This window comes from Streptomyces arenae, assembly GCF_022343545.1.
Classification (GTDB): Bacteria; Actinomycetota; Actinomycetes; order Streptomycetales; family Streptomycetaceae; genus Streptomyces; species Streptomyces humi.
Map to the genome: position 1 here is coordinate 474,787 of NZ_JAKQYH010000064.1, position 15,763 is coordinate 490,549.

General features: G+C 73.0%; 11 protein-coding genes. 7 read left to right on the plus strand and 4 right to left on the minus strand.

Annotated elements, in window-relative coordinates:
• Window positions 1-59 precede the first annotated feature (59 nt).
• From MB828_RS30100 to MB828_RS30110, 3 genes are read right to left on the minus strand one after another with little or no spacing between them, the layout of a single operon-like run.
• The gene (locus MB828_RS30100; protein ID WP_133026089.1) at window positions 60-818 is read right to left on the minus strand and encodes a LamB/YcsF family protein; all 759 of its coding nucleotides are present in this window, start codon (window positions 816-818) and stop codon (window positions 60-62) included.
• A 19-nt stretch (window positions 819-837) separates the two neighbouring features.
• Window positions 838-1,677, minus strand: coding sequence for a putative hydro-lyase (locus MB828_RS30105; RefSeq protein WP_301650919.1), 840 nt, complete (start codon window positions 1,675-1,677; stop codon window positions 838-840).
• A complete protein-coding gene (locus MB828_RS30110) occupies window positions 1,674-2,993 on the minus strand; it encodes an MFS transporter (RefSeq protein WP_301650920.1) in 1,320 nt (439 codons plus the stop codon). The genes MB828_RS30105 and MB828_RS30110 overlap by 4 nt, the downstream gene beginning before the upstream one ends.
• 150 nt (window positions 2,994-3,143) lie before the next feature.
• On the opposite strand from MB828_RS30110, the gene MB828_RS30115 reads away from it, so the two are divergent.
• The 4 genes from MB828_RS30115 (at window position 3,144) to MB828_RS30130 (ending at window position 11,137) form a co-directional block, all read left to right on the plus strand.
• Window positions 3,144-3,839, plus strand: a complete 696-nt coding sequence (locus MB828_RS30115; RefSeq protein WP_133026091.1) for a GntR family transcriptional regulator — start codon at window positions 3,144-3,146, stop codon at window positions 3,837-3,839.
• 133 nt (window positions 3,840-3,972) lie between these two features.
• Complete coding sequence (locus MB828_RS30120) at window positions 3,973-5,499, plus strand: hypothetical protein (RefSeq protein ID WP_133026092.1); 1,527 nt, start codon at window positions 3,973-3,975, stop codon at window positions 5,497-5,499.
• Window positions 5,500-5,632: 133 nt separating this feature from the next.
• Window positions 5,633-6,502, plus strand: coding sequence for a hypothetical protein (locus MB828_RS30125; RefSeq protein WP_133026093.1), 870 nt, complete (start codon window positions 5,633-5,635; stop codon window positions 6,500-6,502).
• Between the two features lie 39 nt (window positions 6,503-6,541).
• Entirely contained in the window at window positions 6,542-11,137 is a 4,596-nt protein-coding gene (locus MB828_RS30130) for a hypothetical protein (RefSeq protein WP_301650921.1), read from the plus strand.
• A 36-nt stretch (window positions 11,138-11,173) separates the two neighbouring features.
• On the opposite strand, the gene MB828_RS30135 is transcribed toward MB828_RS30130, so the two are convergent.
• Window positions 11,174-11,641 (minus strand): hypothetical protein, encoded by a 468-nt coding sequence (locus MB828_RS30135; protein ID WP_133026095.1) that lies wholly within the window; start codon window positions 11,639-11,641, stop codon window positions 11,174-11,176.
• A gap of 442 nt (window positions 11,642-12,083) precedes the next feature.
• On the opposite strand from MB828_RS30135, the gene MB828_RS30140 reads away from it, so the two are divergent.
• Genes MB828_RS30140 through MB828_RS30150 form a run of 3 tightly spaced genes read left to right on the plus strand, consistent with a single transcriptional unit; the run spans window position 12,084 to window position 15,760 of the window.
• Complete coding sequence (locus MB828_RS30140) at window positions 12,084-14,924, plus strand: sensor histidine kinase (RefSeq protein WP_301650922.1); 2,841 nt, start codon at window positions 12,084-12,086, stop codon at window positions 14,922-14,924.
• Window positions 14,921-15,355, plus strand: coding sequence for a roadblock/LC7 domain-containing protein (locus MB828_RS30145; RefSeq protein ID WP_046731989.1), 435 nt, complete (start codon window positions 14,921-14,923; stop codon window positions 15,353-15,355). The genes MB828_RS30140 and MB828_RS30145 overlap by 4 nt, the downstream gene beginning before the upstream one ends.
• Before the next feature lie 9 nt (window positions 15,356-15,364).
• The gene (locus MB828_RS30150; protein WP_133026097.1) at window positions 15,365-15,760 is read left to right on the plus strand and encodes a DUF742 domain-containing protein; all 396 of its coding nucleotides are present in this window, start codon (window positions 15,365-15,367) and stop codon (window positions 15,758-15,760) included.
• Window positions 15,761-15,763 lie beyond the last annotated feature (3 nt).

Consider the following 15,763-nt stretch of genomic DNA (forward strand, 5'->3'; position numbering starts at 1 on the left):
GGCTCCGGCTCCGGCTCCGGCTGTGGCTCCGGTTCGGGTGCCGGTCTCCGCTGGTGTGTTCATGCGAAGGCCGCCACGGTCACGCCCGCCTCCGTGAGCCGTGCGCGCACCTTGTGCGCCAGCTCCACGGCGCCCGGGGTGTCGCCGTGCAGGCAGAGTGAGCGGGCGCGTACGGCGATGCGGGCGCCGGAGTGCGCGGTGACCGCCCCGGAGCGCGCCAGTTCCACGGAGCGCTCCACCACCGCCTCCGGATCGCTCACCACCGCGCCCTCGTGCCCGCGCGGCACGAGTGTGCCCTGGTCGGTGTAGGCGCGGTCGGCGAACGCCTCCGTGACGGCCGGCAGCCCCGCCTGCCCGGCCAGCGCCAGCAGCCGGGAGCCGGGCAGCCCCAGGACGGGCAACGAGCCGTCCGCGAGGCGCACCCCGTCGATCACCGCGGCGGCCTGCTCCTCGTCGTGCACGACCCGGTTGTAGAGCGCCCCGTGCGGTTTCACGTACGCCACGCGCGAGCCCGCCGCGCGGGCGAAGACCTCGAGGGCGCCGATCTGGTAGGCCACCTCGGCCGCCAGCTCGGCGGGCGGCACGTCCATCGCGCGCCGCCCGAACCCCGCCAGGTCCCGGTAGGACACCTGGGCACCGATCGTCACCCCGCGTCCGGCCGCCAGCTCACACACCCGCCGCATGGTGGCCGCGTCCCCGGCGTGGAAACCGCAGGCCACGTTGGCGCTGGTGACGACGGACAGCAACTGCTCGTCGTCGGTGAGCCGCCAGCGGCCGAACCCCTCACCGAGGTCGGCGTTCAGATCGATCGAGGTCATGGATCCGCTGTCTCTCCTGTCAGGCCACGCGGAACTGCTCGTCGCGGGCGTCGCTGATGAACATCTGACCTGGCGCGTGGGTGATCGCGAACGGCGGCCGCGAGGCCATCACCGCCGCCTGCGGGGTCACCCCGCACGCCCAGAACACCGGGATGTCGTCCGGATCGGCGTCCACCGGGTCGCCGAAATCGGGACGGCCGAGATCGGCGATGCCGAGCGCCGAAGGATCGCCGCAGTGTACGGGGGAGCCGTGCACCGCGGGGAGCAGACTGCTCTCCCGGATCGCCGCCGACAGGTGCCGTGGCGGCACCGGACGCATCGACACCACCATCGGCCCGCGCAACCGCCCGGCCGGGCGGCACGGGCGGCTCGTCACGTACATCGGCACGTTCCGGCCCTGCTCGACATGACGGATCGGCACCCCGGCGCCCGCCAACGCCCACTCGAACGTGAAGCTGCACCCGAGCAGGAAAGACACCAGGTCGTCCCGCCAGTACGCCGTCACATCCGTCGGTTCGTCCGTCAACTCCCCGTCCCGCCAGACCCGGTAGCGCGGCAGGTCGGTGCGCAGGTCCGCGCCCTCGGCGAGCACGGTGCCCGTGGCACCGGCGTCGGTGACGTCGAGCACCGGACAGGGCTTGGGGTTGCGCTGGCAGAACAGCAGCATGTCGTAGGCCCAGTCGGCGGGCACCGAGATCAGGTTGGCCTGCGTGTGGCCGGCCGCGACGCCGGCGGTGGCGCCCGTGAGGCCCTCCCGGAAGCGGGCCCGGGCGGTTTCCGGGCGCCACGCGTGCGCGTGCCCGTCGGTCAGGACGACAGGGCGGTCCTCCGTCACGAGGACGGGTTCCGTGCGGTTCACTCCAGCTCCTTTCCGCGCGTCTCGGGCAGTCCGAGCAGCGCCAGGGCGGCGAGTCCGTAGCCGGCCGCGCCGAAGACCAGCGCGCCGCCGACGCCCCAGCTGTCGGCCAGGAAGCCCACCAGGGTCGGGAAGACCGCGCCGACCGCGCGGCCCGCGTTGTACGTGAAGCCCTGCCCGGTACCGCGGACCGCCGTCGGGTACAGCTCGCTCAGGTACGAACCGAAGCCGCTGAAGATCGCCGACATGCAGAACCCGAGCGGGAAACCGAGGAGCAGGAGCAGCGTGTTGGCGCTGGCGGGGATGTTCGCGTACGCCAGCACGCAGACCGCCGACAGCAGCGCGAACAGCCAGATGTTGCGCCGCCTGCCCAGCCGGTCGGTGAGGTGGCCGCCGGTCAGGTAGCCGAGGAAGGCACCGGAGATCAGGAAGGTCAGGTAGCCGCCGGTACCCACGACCGACAGCCCGCGCTCGGACTTGAGGTACGTCGGGATCCAGGTCGCCAGCGTGTAGTAGCCGCCCTGCACGCCGGTGGACAGCAGACCCGCGAAGACCGTGGTGCGCAGCAGACCGGGTGCCTCGGCGGTACCCGGCCGGAAGATCGCCGTGAACGAGCCGCGCTCCGCGTTCTGTTCGCGCACCGCCGTCGCCTGCGGGGCGTCGTGCACCCGGCGGCGCAGCCACACCACGAGGAGCGCGGGCAGCGCGCCGGTCCAGAACATCACCCGCCAGGCCATGTCATCGCCGACGAACGAGTAGACCAGCGTGTAGACGATCGCCGCGAGGGCCCAGCCGACGGCCCATGAGCTCTGCACGGCGCCCAGGGTGCGGCCCCGGTGCCGGGCGCTCGCGTACTCGGCGACCAGGATCGCGCCGACCGCCCACTCGCCGCCGAAACCGAGGCCCTGGAGCGCGCGGAACACCAGCAGGGTCTCGTAGGTGGGGGCGAAACCGCAGGCCACCGTGAAGACCGCGTAGGTGATCACCGTGATCATCAGGGCCCGGACCCGGCCGACCCGGTCCGCGAAGACGCCCGCCACGGCGCCGCCGACCGCGGAGACCACCAGGGTGACCGTGGTGAACAGGCCGGTCTGGCCGCTGTCCAGACCGAAGTACGCCGCGAGCGCGACCATGCTCAGCGGCAGGGTGAAGTAGTCGTACGAATCCAGGGCATAACCGCCGAAAGCACCGGCGAACGCGCGTCGGCCGCGGGGGCCGAGGGCGCGCAGCCAGCCGAACGCGCCGTCCTCGGCGGTGCGTTCGCCCCTGGCCGGGGATGTGTCGGAGGTCACGGCCTGCGGTGGAGGGGTCGTGCTCATGAGCACCTCGCAGTTGAGGGACGGAGGGTGCGGGAACTGAGCAGTGCGGAGCCGTTCCATGAGGAGCGTGATGAGCACCGTAGAGGATTGTTCAACGATCCCTCAATACCTACGTTGTTTCGTTCTTGGGTCTGCGGTTGAATTCCGGGCATGGCAGAGCAGCTGACGGGACTGGCCGACGACCGCGCCCTCCTCGGGCGGACCAGCACCGCCGAACGGGTCTCCGACATCCTCAGGAGCCGGATCGCCGACGGCTTCTTCCCGCCGGGCACCCGCCTGTCGGAGGACGGCATCGGCGGCGCCCTGGGGGTCTCCCGCAACACCCTGCGCGAGGCGTTCCGGCTGCTCACCCACGAACGGCTGCTGGTCCACGAGCTCAACCGGGGTGTGTTCGTGCGGGTCCTGACCGTCGAGGACGTCGAGGACATCTACCGCACCCGTGTCCTCGTCGAATGCGCCGTCGTGCGCGGCCTCGGCGAGCCGCCGTACGCCCTGGACGCCCTGTCCGCGGCGGTCGCCGAGGGGCAGTCGGCGGCCGCCGCGGATGACTGGAAAGCGGTGGGCACGGCCAATATCCACTTCCACCGGGAACTCGTCGCCCTCGCTGGCAGCGAACGCACCGACGAACTGATGCGCAGCGTCTTCGCCGAACTCCGCCTGGCCTTCCATGTGGTGGACGACCCCCACGCCCTGCACGAGCCGTACCTGGCCCGGAACCGCGAGATCCTCCAGGCGCTCCGGACCGGCGACCGGCGCGGGGCGGAACGCCTGCTCGAGACCTACCTCACGGACTCCCTGGAACGCGTGGTGGACGTCTACCGCCGCCGGGTCGACAGCGCCCCGTGAGGGGCGCGGGGAACTGCGCGATCAACCCCCACCGAGCCGCACTCCGAGAACCGGGCTGTGGTACCCGGCGCTCCCGGCGGAGCCACCCGCGCCGTTTGGGCCGTTGTCAGACCAAGGACCTAGTCTGTGCACCGTGACTTCGCCTGCACCGACGGACAGCGTTCCGCCCCAGCTCAGCGCGGGGCCGCGCCCGGCACCGGGCCCGGCCGCCGACGAAGGGCTGGCGCGGCGGCTGCGCGCGCTCGCGTGCACCGCGCCGCTGCACGACCTGGACGCGCGCAAGGCGAACCTGGCCGGCGAGTACTCGGTGTACGGCATGGCCGAGGTGGCCCTCTCCGCCATCGACCTGGTCACGCTGAACATGGACTTCGACACCGGCGCCGACCACGAGCAGATCGTCGCCCGGCTCATCCCCCGCATCTCCGCCCAGACCCCGCACCGTCCCACCGCCGAGCACGAGCGGGTCGCCCGCTGGGTCCTGGAGAACCTGATCAACGTGGGCAGCGTGGACCGCGGCTTCCGCGCGGTGTACGGCACCTTCGCGCCCGACGGTTCGTACGTCCGCCGGGACTACGACTTCAAGCTGATCGAGGAGGTGCCCGGCCCCGGCGGTACGGTCTACCTCCGCACCACCGACGAGGCCGTCAACGTCCTGGTCGGCGCCCTCGACACGGACGTCACCAGCGCCCAGATCGCCGCCGAGGTCAAGCTGGAGGTGCTGATCAACCGCGGCCGGCTCGCCGACGCCCAGCTCGCCGCGGAGCAGGCCCGCTACCGCACCGTGCAGTACTCGGAGACCCTGCGCCGCGCCCTGGAGGCCACCCGGCGCAACGTGCGCGCGGTGGACTGGCTCAACGCCGTGCCCGACATGATCGCCGAGGCGCTGGACCACGTCGCCGACCGGTACCGGCACGAGAACGCGATCCTCACCAACATCCGCAAGGCCCGTGACGAGACGGAGGACGCCGAGAACAAGCGGCGCGCCGCCGAGCTCGTCGACATCGTCAAGGACTGCATCCGACGCCACACCCAGTTGCAGTCGCGACTGCTGGAAGCCGGGCCGCTGTTCCGCGCGGAGCAGGACCGGCAGGCGTTCGCGACGCCCATGACCACGTCCGGGACGGACCTGTACGGACATCTCCTGGCGCCGCTGCTGCCGTTGCCGCTGGAGCAGGCGAGCCGGGTCACGGGGGCGTTCTTCGCGCGCGGGACCGGGCTGCGGACGCCGGTGTCGGTCCGGGTGGGCGACCTCGTCGACATACTGCTCACGCCGCCCGTGGAGCGGGAGCACCTGGGCGCGGAGATGCCGGAGCCGGACCTCATCGCCACGCCGGACGACAGCCGGTTCAGCGAGGAGCAGCTGGCTGCGGCGATGGAACTGCTGGATCTCCCGGCCGACGCCCCGCGGAGGCTGTCGGGGCTGCTGGCGGAGGCACGGCGGTCCGATCCCGATCTGCCCTATCTGGTGGCCTTGTTGGCCGTACACGCGGCCAGTCCTGCGGTGGGTACGGCGTATCGGCAGGGCGAGGAGAAGCTGCTGTTCGCGGTGGACGACGGGACCGAGCTGGACGATCCCGAGTTCGGTGGGGCGGATCTGATCGTGGGGACGGCTTTGCTGGACGCGGTCGGGATGGCTGCGGATCGGACCGAGGCGGCCTGATGCCGGGCGCCGGATGCGAGTCCGTTGTGGCTGGTCGCGCCCACGCGGCGGTAGCCGCAGATCCGACACGGCCCCGCGCCCCTTACGGGGCGCTTGCGCCGACCGCTGTTCTCAAGTCAAGGGAGTTGTCGTTGTGAGCGAGTACGTCGAGGCTGAGGCGTCCGCCGGGGCGGCGCCCGCTGCCGTCACGCCGGCCGATGCCGCCGACGCCGCGCGGCTCGTCGCCTTCGGGCTGCAGCCCAAGCTGCAGCCCGCCCGTGATCAGGAGTACACCGAACTGCTGCGGCGCTACCGTGAGGACCCGGCCTTCGCGCGGCTCGCGGACGCCGTGGCCGCCGGGCTCGGGCTGGTGGTGCTGGAGGTGTCGCCCCGCGCGGGGATGGCCGTGACCGCCGCCGAGGACTCGGTGTTCGCCGTTCGCATGGGCGACTACGCACGTCGGACGTCCGCGGACGGGGGCGACCGGTTCCTGCACGGGCTCGCCCATCTCGCCGTCGCCGCGCTGGCGTTCCCGCGCCCCGAGGACCTCGCCGACGACGGTTACATCGGACGGATCACGGTCAACGGCGTCGACGCCTTCGTCCGCCAGGCCTGCCGCCGTCTGGAGGAGCGTGCCGAGGAGCTGGGGGAGAACACCGACCCGGCCACCGACGCGCCCGGCCTGGAGGCCGCCTGGCGGATCTGGGCCAGACGCAGCGCGACCGGCGCCACCAAGGACGCCCGCAGGCTGGCCGGTTCCACCACCGGCATCATCGGCAAGGCGGTCGCCTTCCTCACCGACTCCGGCTTCCTCCAGCGCACCGGCGACGACCAGGGCGGCACCTACCGCACGACCGCCCGCTACCAGCTCCAGGTGCGGGACATGGCCGGCGGTGCCGCCATGACCGAGCTGCTGGAACTCGGCGTCGTCCCGGTCACCGATGGCACGGCCACGCTGATGCCCGCCGAGCACACCGAGGACCTGGACCTGGTCGCCGACGCCGGGCTGCCGTTCCACTCCTGAGCCCTCAGAACCCTTTCCCACGTCTTACGAGAGTCCACCATGTACGAGCTGTCCCGGATCCGCCTCTACTCGATCGGGCCGGCCGGTGCGCGCTACGCCGACACCGTCCTGGACCTGCGGGGCGTCGGCGAACCGGTGCCCGACCCCGCGCCCGCCCAGGCGGAGTTCTTCGAGGAGGAGCCGGTCGGCCCGCCGCGCCGGCCCGCGCCCGCCGGCGTGCTCTTCCTGGAGAACGGCGGCGGCAAGTCGGTGCTGCTCAAGCTGATCTTCTCGGTGATGCTGCCGGGGCACCGCAACACCCTCGGCGGCGCGAGCTCGGGCGTGCTGCGCAAGTTCCTGCTGGCGGACGACTGCGGGCACGTCGCCCTGGAGTGGCAGCACACGCTCACCGGTGAGTGCGTGGTCGTCGGCAAGGTCAGCGAGTGGCGGGGGCGGCAGGTCTCCAACGACCCGCGCAAGTTCGCGGAGGCCTGGTACTCGTTCCGGCCCGGGCCGGGCCTCTCCCTGGACAGTCTTCCGGTCGCCGAGTCCACCGCCGTACGGCCGCCCGTGGAGGGCGCCTCCGGAGCGCAGGGGCGGCGGCGCACCATGAAGGGCTTCCGGGACGCCATCACCGAGGCGGGCAAGTTCTACCCGCACCTCGAAGTGCACTGGGAGGAGATCCACGACCGCTGGATCGAGCACCTCGGCGACCTCAGCCTGGACCCCGAGCTCTTCCGCTACCAACGGGAGATGAACGCCGACGAGGGCGAGGCCGCCGGCCTGTTCGCGGTCAAGAAGGACTCCGACTTCACCGACCTGCTGCTGCGCGCCGTCACCGACACCCGGGACACGGACGGGCTCGCCGACCTGGTCGGCGGGTTCGGCAACAAACTGGGACGGCGCGCCGAACTGATCGCCGAACGGGACTTCACCGCCGGCTCGGTGGACCTGCTCGGGCGGATCGTGGAGGCCGCCGAGGCACGCTCCCGCGCGCGTGACATCCACGCGGGCGCCGAACGCCGTACCCGCACGCTGGCCCGGCGGTTGTCCGCGCGGGGCGTCGAGGAACGGACGCGCGCCGCCGACCTCGCCCAGCGGGTCACGGCCGCCGCCCACACCGTCACCCACTCCGAGGGCGCCCGCGAGCGCAGCGCGCTGATCGCCGCCGAACTCGCCTACCGGCACGCCTCACTGGCGCTGGCCGCGGGCGAGAAGTCCGCCGCCGCACAAAAGCGCGAGCTGGCCGACGCGCGCACCCTGCACTCCGCCTGGCAGGCCGCCGAGGCCGTACTGCGGCACCGCGCCGCCGCCGACCGCGTCGCCCGGGTGGCCGCCGCCATCCAGGAGGCCGAACGCGACGCGGCCCCCGCCCTCGCCGCCCGCGCCAAGGCCGCCGTCGACCTCGTACGGGCCCTGCACGCCGCCGCCGAGAACGCCGAGAACCTCGCCAACGAGGAGGAGGAGCGGTCCGCCGCGCTCCAGGAGGTCAGCGACTCCGCGTACCGGGACTCCACCGCCGCCGCCACCGAGGCGCAGCGCGCCCGTAGCGAGGTGGGGCACCTGCGCCAGCGCCTCAGCGAGGTCCAGCAGGAGACCGCCGAGGCGGTCCGCGCGGGCTGGCTCGACGACAGCGCGCCCGACGCCGACCCGGCCCGGGCCGCCCTGGCCGCGAGCGACGCCGAGAAGAGCGCCGTGGCCGCCTGGGACACCGCCCGCGAGGCCTCCCACAGGTCGGCCGAACTCGCCCGCGAGGCGGCCTCCGCCGAGTCCCGCGCCGAACTCACCGCCGCCCGCGCGGCGGACGCGGCGACGGCGGCCGGGCGCTCCTACGACGCCGAGAAGCGGCTCGCCGAGGGCCTGGCCGCGGAGGAGCGGCTCGCCGAACTGCTGGGCCTCACCGGCTCCCGTACGACCATTCCGCGGCCCCGGCACGAGGGCGGCGACGACACGCTCACCCCCGAGGAACTGGACCGGTTCGCCGACGAACTGCGCGAACTCCTCGACGACGCCGTGGGCTCCGCCGAGCGCCACCTGTTCGAGCTGCGCACGGCGGCCGCCGACGACTCCCGCATCCTCGGCGCCCTCGGTGACGGCGGCCTGCTGCCGCCCGGACCCGACGTGCTGGCCACCGTCGAGTTCCTCGGCGAGCACGGCATCCCGGCGCTGCCCGGCTGGCGCTATCTCGCACAGGCCGTCGACCCCGCCGACCACGCGCGCGTCCTCGCCGCCCGCCCCGAACTGGTCGACGGCGTCATCATCACCGACCCCGACACCCACGCCCGGGCCCGCGAGGCGCTGGGCGACGCGGCCCTGCTGCCGCGCTCCGCCGTCGCCGTCGGCACGGCCGCCGCCCTGCTCGCGCCGACCCCGCCCGCCGACGCCACCCCCGGCGACGTGTTCCTCGTACCGCCGAACCCGGCCATGCACGACGAGCACGCCGCCGACGAGGAGCGGCAGGCGCTGCGGGCACGGGCGACCGAGCGGGACGAGGAGATCCGGGCCCTCGCCGCCCGGCTCGGCAAGGACCGTGAACTGGCCGCCCGGCTCGCCTCCTGGCGCACCGGCTGTCCGGCCGGACAGCTCGTCGAGCTGGCGCGGGCCGCCCAGGAGGCGCGGGTGTTCGCCGAGGAGTCCGAGGCCGAGCTGGCCGAGGCCCGGACCGTCCGGTCCGAGGCCGAGGAGGCCGCCGCCGAGGCCGCGCGGCTGCGCGACGAACGGCAGGAGGCCGCCCAGAAGGCCCGGCGTGCCGCCGACGCCCTCGCCGGCCTCGCGTTCCGGCTGCGGGAGCGGGCCGGCTGGCAGGTCAAGTTGCGCGAACTCGCCGACGAGGCCACCGAGTCGGAGGCCCGCGCCCAGTCCTGCCTGGAGCGCGCGCGAGCCGCCGACGAGGACCGGCGCGGCGCCCAGCGGGCCGCCGACGACGCCCGCCGTACCGCCCGTGCGCTGCGCGCCGAGCGCTCCGAGATCGCCGGCGCCCCCGACGACGTACCGGAGGCGGACGAGGACGCCCCGAAGTCCTCACTGCCCGCCCTCCGGGAGGCCTACCGGACCGCCTCCCAGGTCTACGAGAAGGTCGGCGTCGGCGCCGACCTCCGGGCCGAGCAGGCCCGCGCGGAGAGCGACGACAGCGCCGCCCTCGCCGAGCTGAACCGGCTGAGCAACAAGGTCCGCACCCGCGCGGAGCAGTTGCTCCAGTCGCCGGACGGCTCCGACGGGCCCTCCCGGCAGGCCGCCGCCGCCCGCGCGGAGGAACTGGTGCAGCTCCTGGAGACGCGCATGTCCACCGCGAGCGAGCAGCTCGGGCGGCTGCGCGGGGAGGCCGAACGGCACGCCCCCGAGGACGGCGAGGCCCACACCGAGCTTCCCGAGGAACTCCAGCCGCGCGACGCCGAGCACGCGCAGGCCCTGCTGCGCACGACCACGGCCGAACTGGCCTCCCGCACCGAGGCGCTGACCCAGGCCCGCGAAGCCCACGCCGAGCTGCTCGACGCCCACCGGGCGGCCGAGGACGCGGCGGGCGGCTTCGACGAACTCGCCGCCATGCTCCGCGACCTGCTGCGCGAACACAGCGCCGAGGACGAGCCGGGGGAGACCGAGCCCTATCCCGGCAGCCCGGAGGAGGCCCGGCAGGCCGCCGCCGAGGCCCGCAGGTCGCTGCGCGGCTGCGCCGGTGACCTGTCCGCCGCCGAGGCCGCCGTACGCGAGGCGAGCGACATCCTCGTACGGCACGCCAACTCCACCCGCTACGAGGCGGTGCGCACCCCCGCCCGGCAGCAGATCCGTGAGCTGCCCGCCGCCGCGCTGCCCGAGCACGCCCAGAAGTGGGCCGACGCCTTCGCGCCCCGGCTGCGGGTACTCACCGACGAACTGGCCCAGCTGGAACGGAACCGGGACTCGATCGTGGACCGGCTGCGCGGGCTGGTGGAGTCCGCGCTGGCCACCCTGCGGTCCGCCCAGCGGCTGTCCCGGCTGCCCGAGGGGCTCGGCGAGTGGTCCGGGCAGGAGTTCCTGCGCATCCGCTTCGAGGAGCCCGACCAGGCCACCCTCACCGAACGCCTCGGCGAGGTCGTCGACGAGGCGACCCGCGCGGCCGTGAAGAAGAACTCCGATCTGCGACGGGACGGAATGTCCCTGCTGCTGCGAGGTGTCGGCGCGGCCCTGCAACCGAAGGGCATCGCCGTCGAAATCCTCAAGCCGGACGCGGTGCTGCGCGCGGAGCGGGTGCCGGTGGGGCAGATGGGCGACGTGTTCTCCGGCGGGCAGCTGCTGACCGCCGCGATCGCCCTGTACTGCACGATGGCCGCGCTGCGGTCCAACGACCGGGGGCGGGACAAGCACCGGCACGCCGGCACCCTGTTCCTCGACAACCCCATCGGCCGGGCCAACGCCACCTACCTGCTGGAGCTCCAGCGAGCCGTGTCGGACGCGCTGGGCGTGCAACTGCTCTACACGACCGGTCTGTTCGACACCACCGCGCTGGCCGAGTTCCCGTTGGTCATTCGCTTGCGCAACGACGCCGATCTACGGGCCGGTCTGAAGTACATCAGCGTGGAGGAACATCTCCGGCCCGGGCTGCCGCAGCAGCCGGGGGCCGGCGAGGCGGTGCACAGCGAGATCACGGCCACTCGGATGTTCAAGAAGCCGTCGGCCTGAAGTCCTTCTGCCGGACTCCGGGCCGCCGCGACGGCCTCAGGGGTGGGACAGCTGCCCGGTCCGGCCGCCGCGCCGCCGTATCCGCTCCTGCTCCCGCTCGGCGGCGCGTTCCTGCCGCCGGGCCGCGCGCCGCTCCCGGCGCAGCGTCCGCGCCGTACTGCTCGGTTCCGAGACCACGCCGTTGCGCTGGTTCCACACCTGGCGGGTCACCCAGACGTCGACCACGCTCCAGGTGGCCACCACCGTGCTTGCCACACTGCTGATCACCATCGGGAACGCCAGCCAGGACTCCGCCATCGTGCAGAAGAACGCCACCATGGCCTGGATCAGCGTCACCGAGATGATGATCAGCGCCCGCACCCCCGCCGTGCGCACCGGATCCGGCATCCGGTACCGCTTGGCGGGCTCCTCGACCCACAACGGCCGGTACTGCGCCTGCTGTTGCACCGTCGAGCGCGTCGCCGCACCGTCCTCGGACGCCAAGCGCTGCTGAGCCGTCCCCATCAACGTGTCACTCCCCACCGCCGGCAGACCTTTGCCCCGGGGTCCGATGACCCCGACTCCCCAGTGGCTGCCCGGCTTACGTTGTTTTACGCCGCCCGGGTACGGGATGCGGCTCCTGTGGCCGATTCCATACCCGTCACCCATCAACAAGGACGAACGAACTCGCCCGAAGATTCCCAACCAGCGAAAAATTCCGGCCAACTGATCCTTCGTGCCGTTCCCGACCTACTCGCGCGAAGTCGACGCGATCGCGGTGGCAATCTCCCGCAATGCCCGGACAACTCCTCCTGTCTGTCCTGTCTGTCCGCCATGTCCCGGCCCCGATGCGGAAGTTCACCGTCCGGACAGGTCTTCGAGTTATCCATGTGGCGGTAGTAGGCTCGCGCCGTTTGTTGACGCACATATGTACCCCCGTGCGACGGGGGTCGAGCTGGGGGAGGCCATGCGCTTTCGCGGGAAGTCGATCCGCCGGAAGATCGTGGCGCTGCTTCTCGTGCCGCTGGTGTCCCTGACCGCCGTCTGGGGCTTCGCGGCCGTGCTCACCGGACGCGAAGTCAGCCGGCTGTTCCAAGTGTCGACCGTCGTCGAGGACATCGGCTACCCGACCGACGACGCCATTCAGGTCCTGCAGCAGGAACGCCGGCAGACCCTCGTCTATCTCGCGGACCCGCGCGCCGCCGACGCGCTGGCCGCCCTGCGCCGCACCCGCACCGCCACCGACAGCGCGGTCGCCGAGCTCCGCGGCAACTCCAAGAAGGAGAACGTCCGCGACGGCCTGAACGCCGACGACAGCGAACGCCTCACCGCCGTGCTCGACGCGTTCGACGGGATCGCCCCCCTGCGCCGCAGCGTCGAGGGCGGCACCGTCGCCCGCGCCCAGGCCTTCGACCTGTACAACCGCCTCGTCGACCCCTGCTACGCGCTGCTCACCAGCCTCGACGGCATGAACGACGTCGCGATGGAGAAGCAGGGCCACGCCCTCGACAACCTCACCCTCGCCCGGGAACTCCTCTCCCGCGAGGACGCCCTGCTCGGCTCCTCCCTGGTGGTCGGAAAGGTCTCCCGCGACGAGACCCGTGAGATCTCCGACCTCGTCGCCCAGCGCACCCTCCTGTACGACACCAGCCTGCCGCTGCTGCCGGCGTCGGAACGCGACCGCTTCGACCGCTTCTGGAAGGACGCCACCACCGCTCCGCTGCGGGCCGCGGAGCAGTCCGTGATCGCCCTCGGCTCCGGGACGCCCGACGACGTCAGCGCGAAGAGCTGGGACACCGCCGCCGGCAACGTCCTCAAGGAACTGGGCACACTCGACGACCAGGTCGCCGACGGCTACCAGAACCGCATCCGGCCCGTCGCCGTCAGCGTGATCGTCCAGGCCGCGGTGGTGGGCGTCCTCGGTCTGGTCGCCGTCCTGTTCTCGCTGGTCATGTCGGTCCGGGTCGGCCGCGCCCTCATCCGCGACCTGCGGCTGCTGCGCCAGGAGGCGCACGAGGCCTCCGGGGTCCGGCTGCCGAGCGTGATGCGACGGCTGTCCGCGGGGGAGCAGGTCGACGTGGAGACCGAGGTCCCGCGCCTGGAGTACGACAGGAACGAGATCGGCGAGGTCGGCCAGGCCGTCAACACCCTGCAGCGCGCCGCCGTGGAGGCCGCCGTCAAGCAGGCCGAACTGCGGTCCGGAGTCTCCGAGGTCTTCGTCAACCTCGCCCGCCGCAGCCAGGTCCTGCTGCACAAGCAGCTCACCCTGCTCGACACCATGGAACGCAGGACCGAGGACACCGACGAACTCGCCGACCTCTTCCGCCTCGACCACCTCACCACCCGGATGCGCCGGCACGCCGAGGGCTTGGTGATCCTCTCCGGCGCCGCCCCCTCGCGGCAGTGGCGCCGGCCCGTCCAGCTGATGGACGTCGTGCGCGCCGCCGTCGCCGAGGTCGAGGACTACGAGCGCATCGAGGTACGCCGGCTGCCCCGCGTCGCCGTCACCGGCCCCGCCGTCGCCGACCTCACCCACCTGGTGGCCGAACTCCTCGAGAACGCCACGGTGTTCTCGCCGCCGCACACCGCCGTGCAGGTCGTCGGCGAACGCGTCGCCAACGGCTTCACCCTGGAGATCCACGACCGGGGTCTCGGCATGGCCGCCGAGGCACTGCTCGAGGCCAACCTCAGGCTCGCCGAGACCCCGGAGTTCGAGCTCTCCGACACCGACCGGCTCGGCCTGTTCGTGGTCAGCCGCCTCGCCCAGCGCCAGAACGTCCGCGTCTCGCTCCAGCCGTCCCCGTACGGCGGCACCACCGCCGTCGTCTTCATACCCGACGTGCTGCTCACCGACGACGTCCCCGACACCAACGGCATCGGCTTCCGCCTCGACCGCGATCACTCCGCCGTGGAGCCGGCGGCCGAGGAGAGCCGCGCCACCGCCCTGACCCAGGTACCGGCGCAGCGGCCCGGCATGCCGGCCGCTCTGCTGGACGGGCCGGTGGAGCTGGAGGCCCCCGTCGACCTGGACGCGCTGGACGGCTTCCCGGGCGCCCTCACGGGTGACGACAGCGAACGCGGCGGACTGTTCCGCCCTCGCCGCTCCCGCGCGCGGGCCGGAGACGACACCGGGGCCGCCGTGAGCGAGCTTCATCAGCACGAGCCCGAGCCCGGGACCGAGCTCAGGAGCGCGGACGGCTTCCACGACGAGCGCCCCGGCGAACCCGTGCCGCTGCCCAGGCGGCGGGCGCCCAAGCTGGTCAGCTCGCACGGCAAGCCCGTCACCGAGCAGCGCTCCCGCCGCGCCACGCCCGACGAGCGGGAACCGGCCGACCCGGCCCGCCCCGAACCGGGCGGACTCGCCCCGCTGCCGTCCCGCCGCCGCACCGATCCCGCCGCGCACGGCGCCACCGGCCCCGCCGAGCGAGCCGCGGACCACCCGGCGGCTCCGGCAGCACCCACCGGGCCCGCCGCCCTGCCCCGGCGCGCCCGCCGCTCCGAGATCACCGCCGGCAGCGGCACCGACGACTCCGTCCCGCCCCTCGGCAGCACATCCCCGGAGGCCGAGTCCGGCACCCGTCCGCTGCCCCGGCGGGTACGGCAGGCCAACCTGGCCCCACAGCTGCGGCAGGACCCCGCACGACCCGCTCCGCGCGAACCGGAACCCGTCGAGCGCGACGCCGACGAAGTCCGCAGCCGCATGGCCTCGCTCCAGCGCGGCTGGCAGCGCGGACGTGAGGAGAACGCCACGGACGACGGGTCCCGGAACGGCACAGCACAAGGAACGACTAAGGGGGACGGTCGATGACCGATCCGAAGACGACCGGCCACACGGCGACGAACAAGGGCGAGCTGAACTGGCTCCTGGACGAACTCGTGGACCGGGTGGCCAGCATCCGCAAGGCCGTCGTGCTCTCCGGCGACGGCCTGCCCACCGGTGTCTCCAAGGACCTCACCAGAGAGGACAGCGAGCACCTGGCGGCCGTGGCCTCCGGCTTCCACAGCCTCGCCAAGGGCGTGGGCCGGCATTTCGAGGCGGGCAGTGTCCGGCAGACCGTCGTCGAGCTCGACGACGCGTTCCTGTTCGTCACCGCCGCCGGCGACGGCAGCTGCCTCGCCGTCCTCTCCGACGCCGACTCCGACGTCGGCCAGGTCGCGTACGAGATGACTCTGCTGGTCAAGCGGGTCGGCGTACATCTGGGGGCCGCTCCACGCACCGATCTGCCCGCGGGCGGGTAGTGAGATGACATGAGCGGAGACGTCCAGGGAAGAAGTCACTGGTTCGACGACGAGGCCGGACCGGTCGTCCGTCCGTACGCCATGACGCGCGGCCGCACCACGAGTGCGGCCCAGCACCGCCTCGACCTGATCGCGGTGGTCGTCACGGAGCCCCACGCGGACGACCCCGAGGACGACCGGATGCTGTCCCCGGAACACGTCGACATCGTCGAGCTGTGCCGCGACGTCCCGCAGTCGGTCGCCGAACTGGCCTCGGAACTCGATCTGCCCATCGGAGTGGTCCGGGTCCTCATCGGCGACCTCGTCGACGGTGAACTCGTCCATGTCAACCGGCCGGTACCCCCGGCCGAGCTGGTGGACGAGAGCATTCTGCGCGACGTGATCAACGGCCTCCGGGCGCTGTGACCG

Coding starts and splice junctions, on each gene's coding strand:
- MB828_RS30115 (WP_133026091.1), top strand. CDS start 3,144: ATGGCAGAGCAGCTGACGGGACTGGCCGACGACCGCGCCCTCCTCGGG.
- MB828_RS30135 (WP_133026095.1), bottom strand. CDS start 11,641: ATGGGGACGGCTCAGCAGCGCTTGGCGTCCGAGGACGGTGCGGCGACG.
- MB828_RS30145 (WP_046731989.1), top strand. CDS start 14,921: ATGACCGATCCGAAGACGACCGGCCACACGGCGACGAACAAGGGCGAG.
- MB828_RS30140 (WP_301650922.1), top strand. CDS start 12,084: ATGCGCTTTCGCGGGAAGTCGATCCGCCGGAAGATCGTGGCGCTGCTT.
- MB828_RS30100 (WP_133026089.1), bottom strand. CDS start 818: ATGACCTCGATCGATCTGAACGCCGACCTCGGTGAGGGGTTCGGCCGC.
- MB828_RS30150 (WP_133026097.1), top strand. CDS start 15,365: ATGAGCGGAGACGTCCAGGGAAGAAGTCACTGGTTCGACGACGAGGCC.
- MB828_RS30130 (WP_301650921.1), top strand. CDS start 6,542: ATGTACGAGCTGTCCCGGATCCGCCTCTACTCGATCGGGCCGGCCGGT.
- MB828_RS30110 (WP_301650920.1), bottom strand. CDS start 2,993: ATGAGCACGACCCCTCCACCGCAGGCCGTGACCTCCGACACATCCCCG.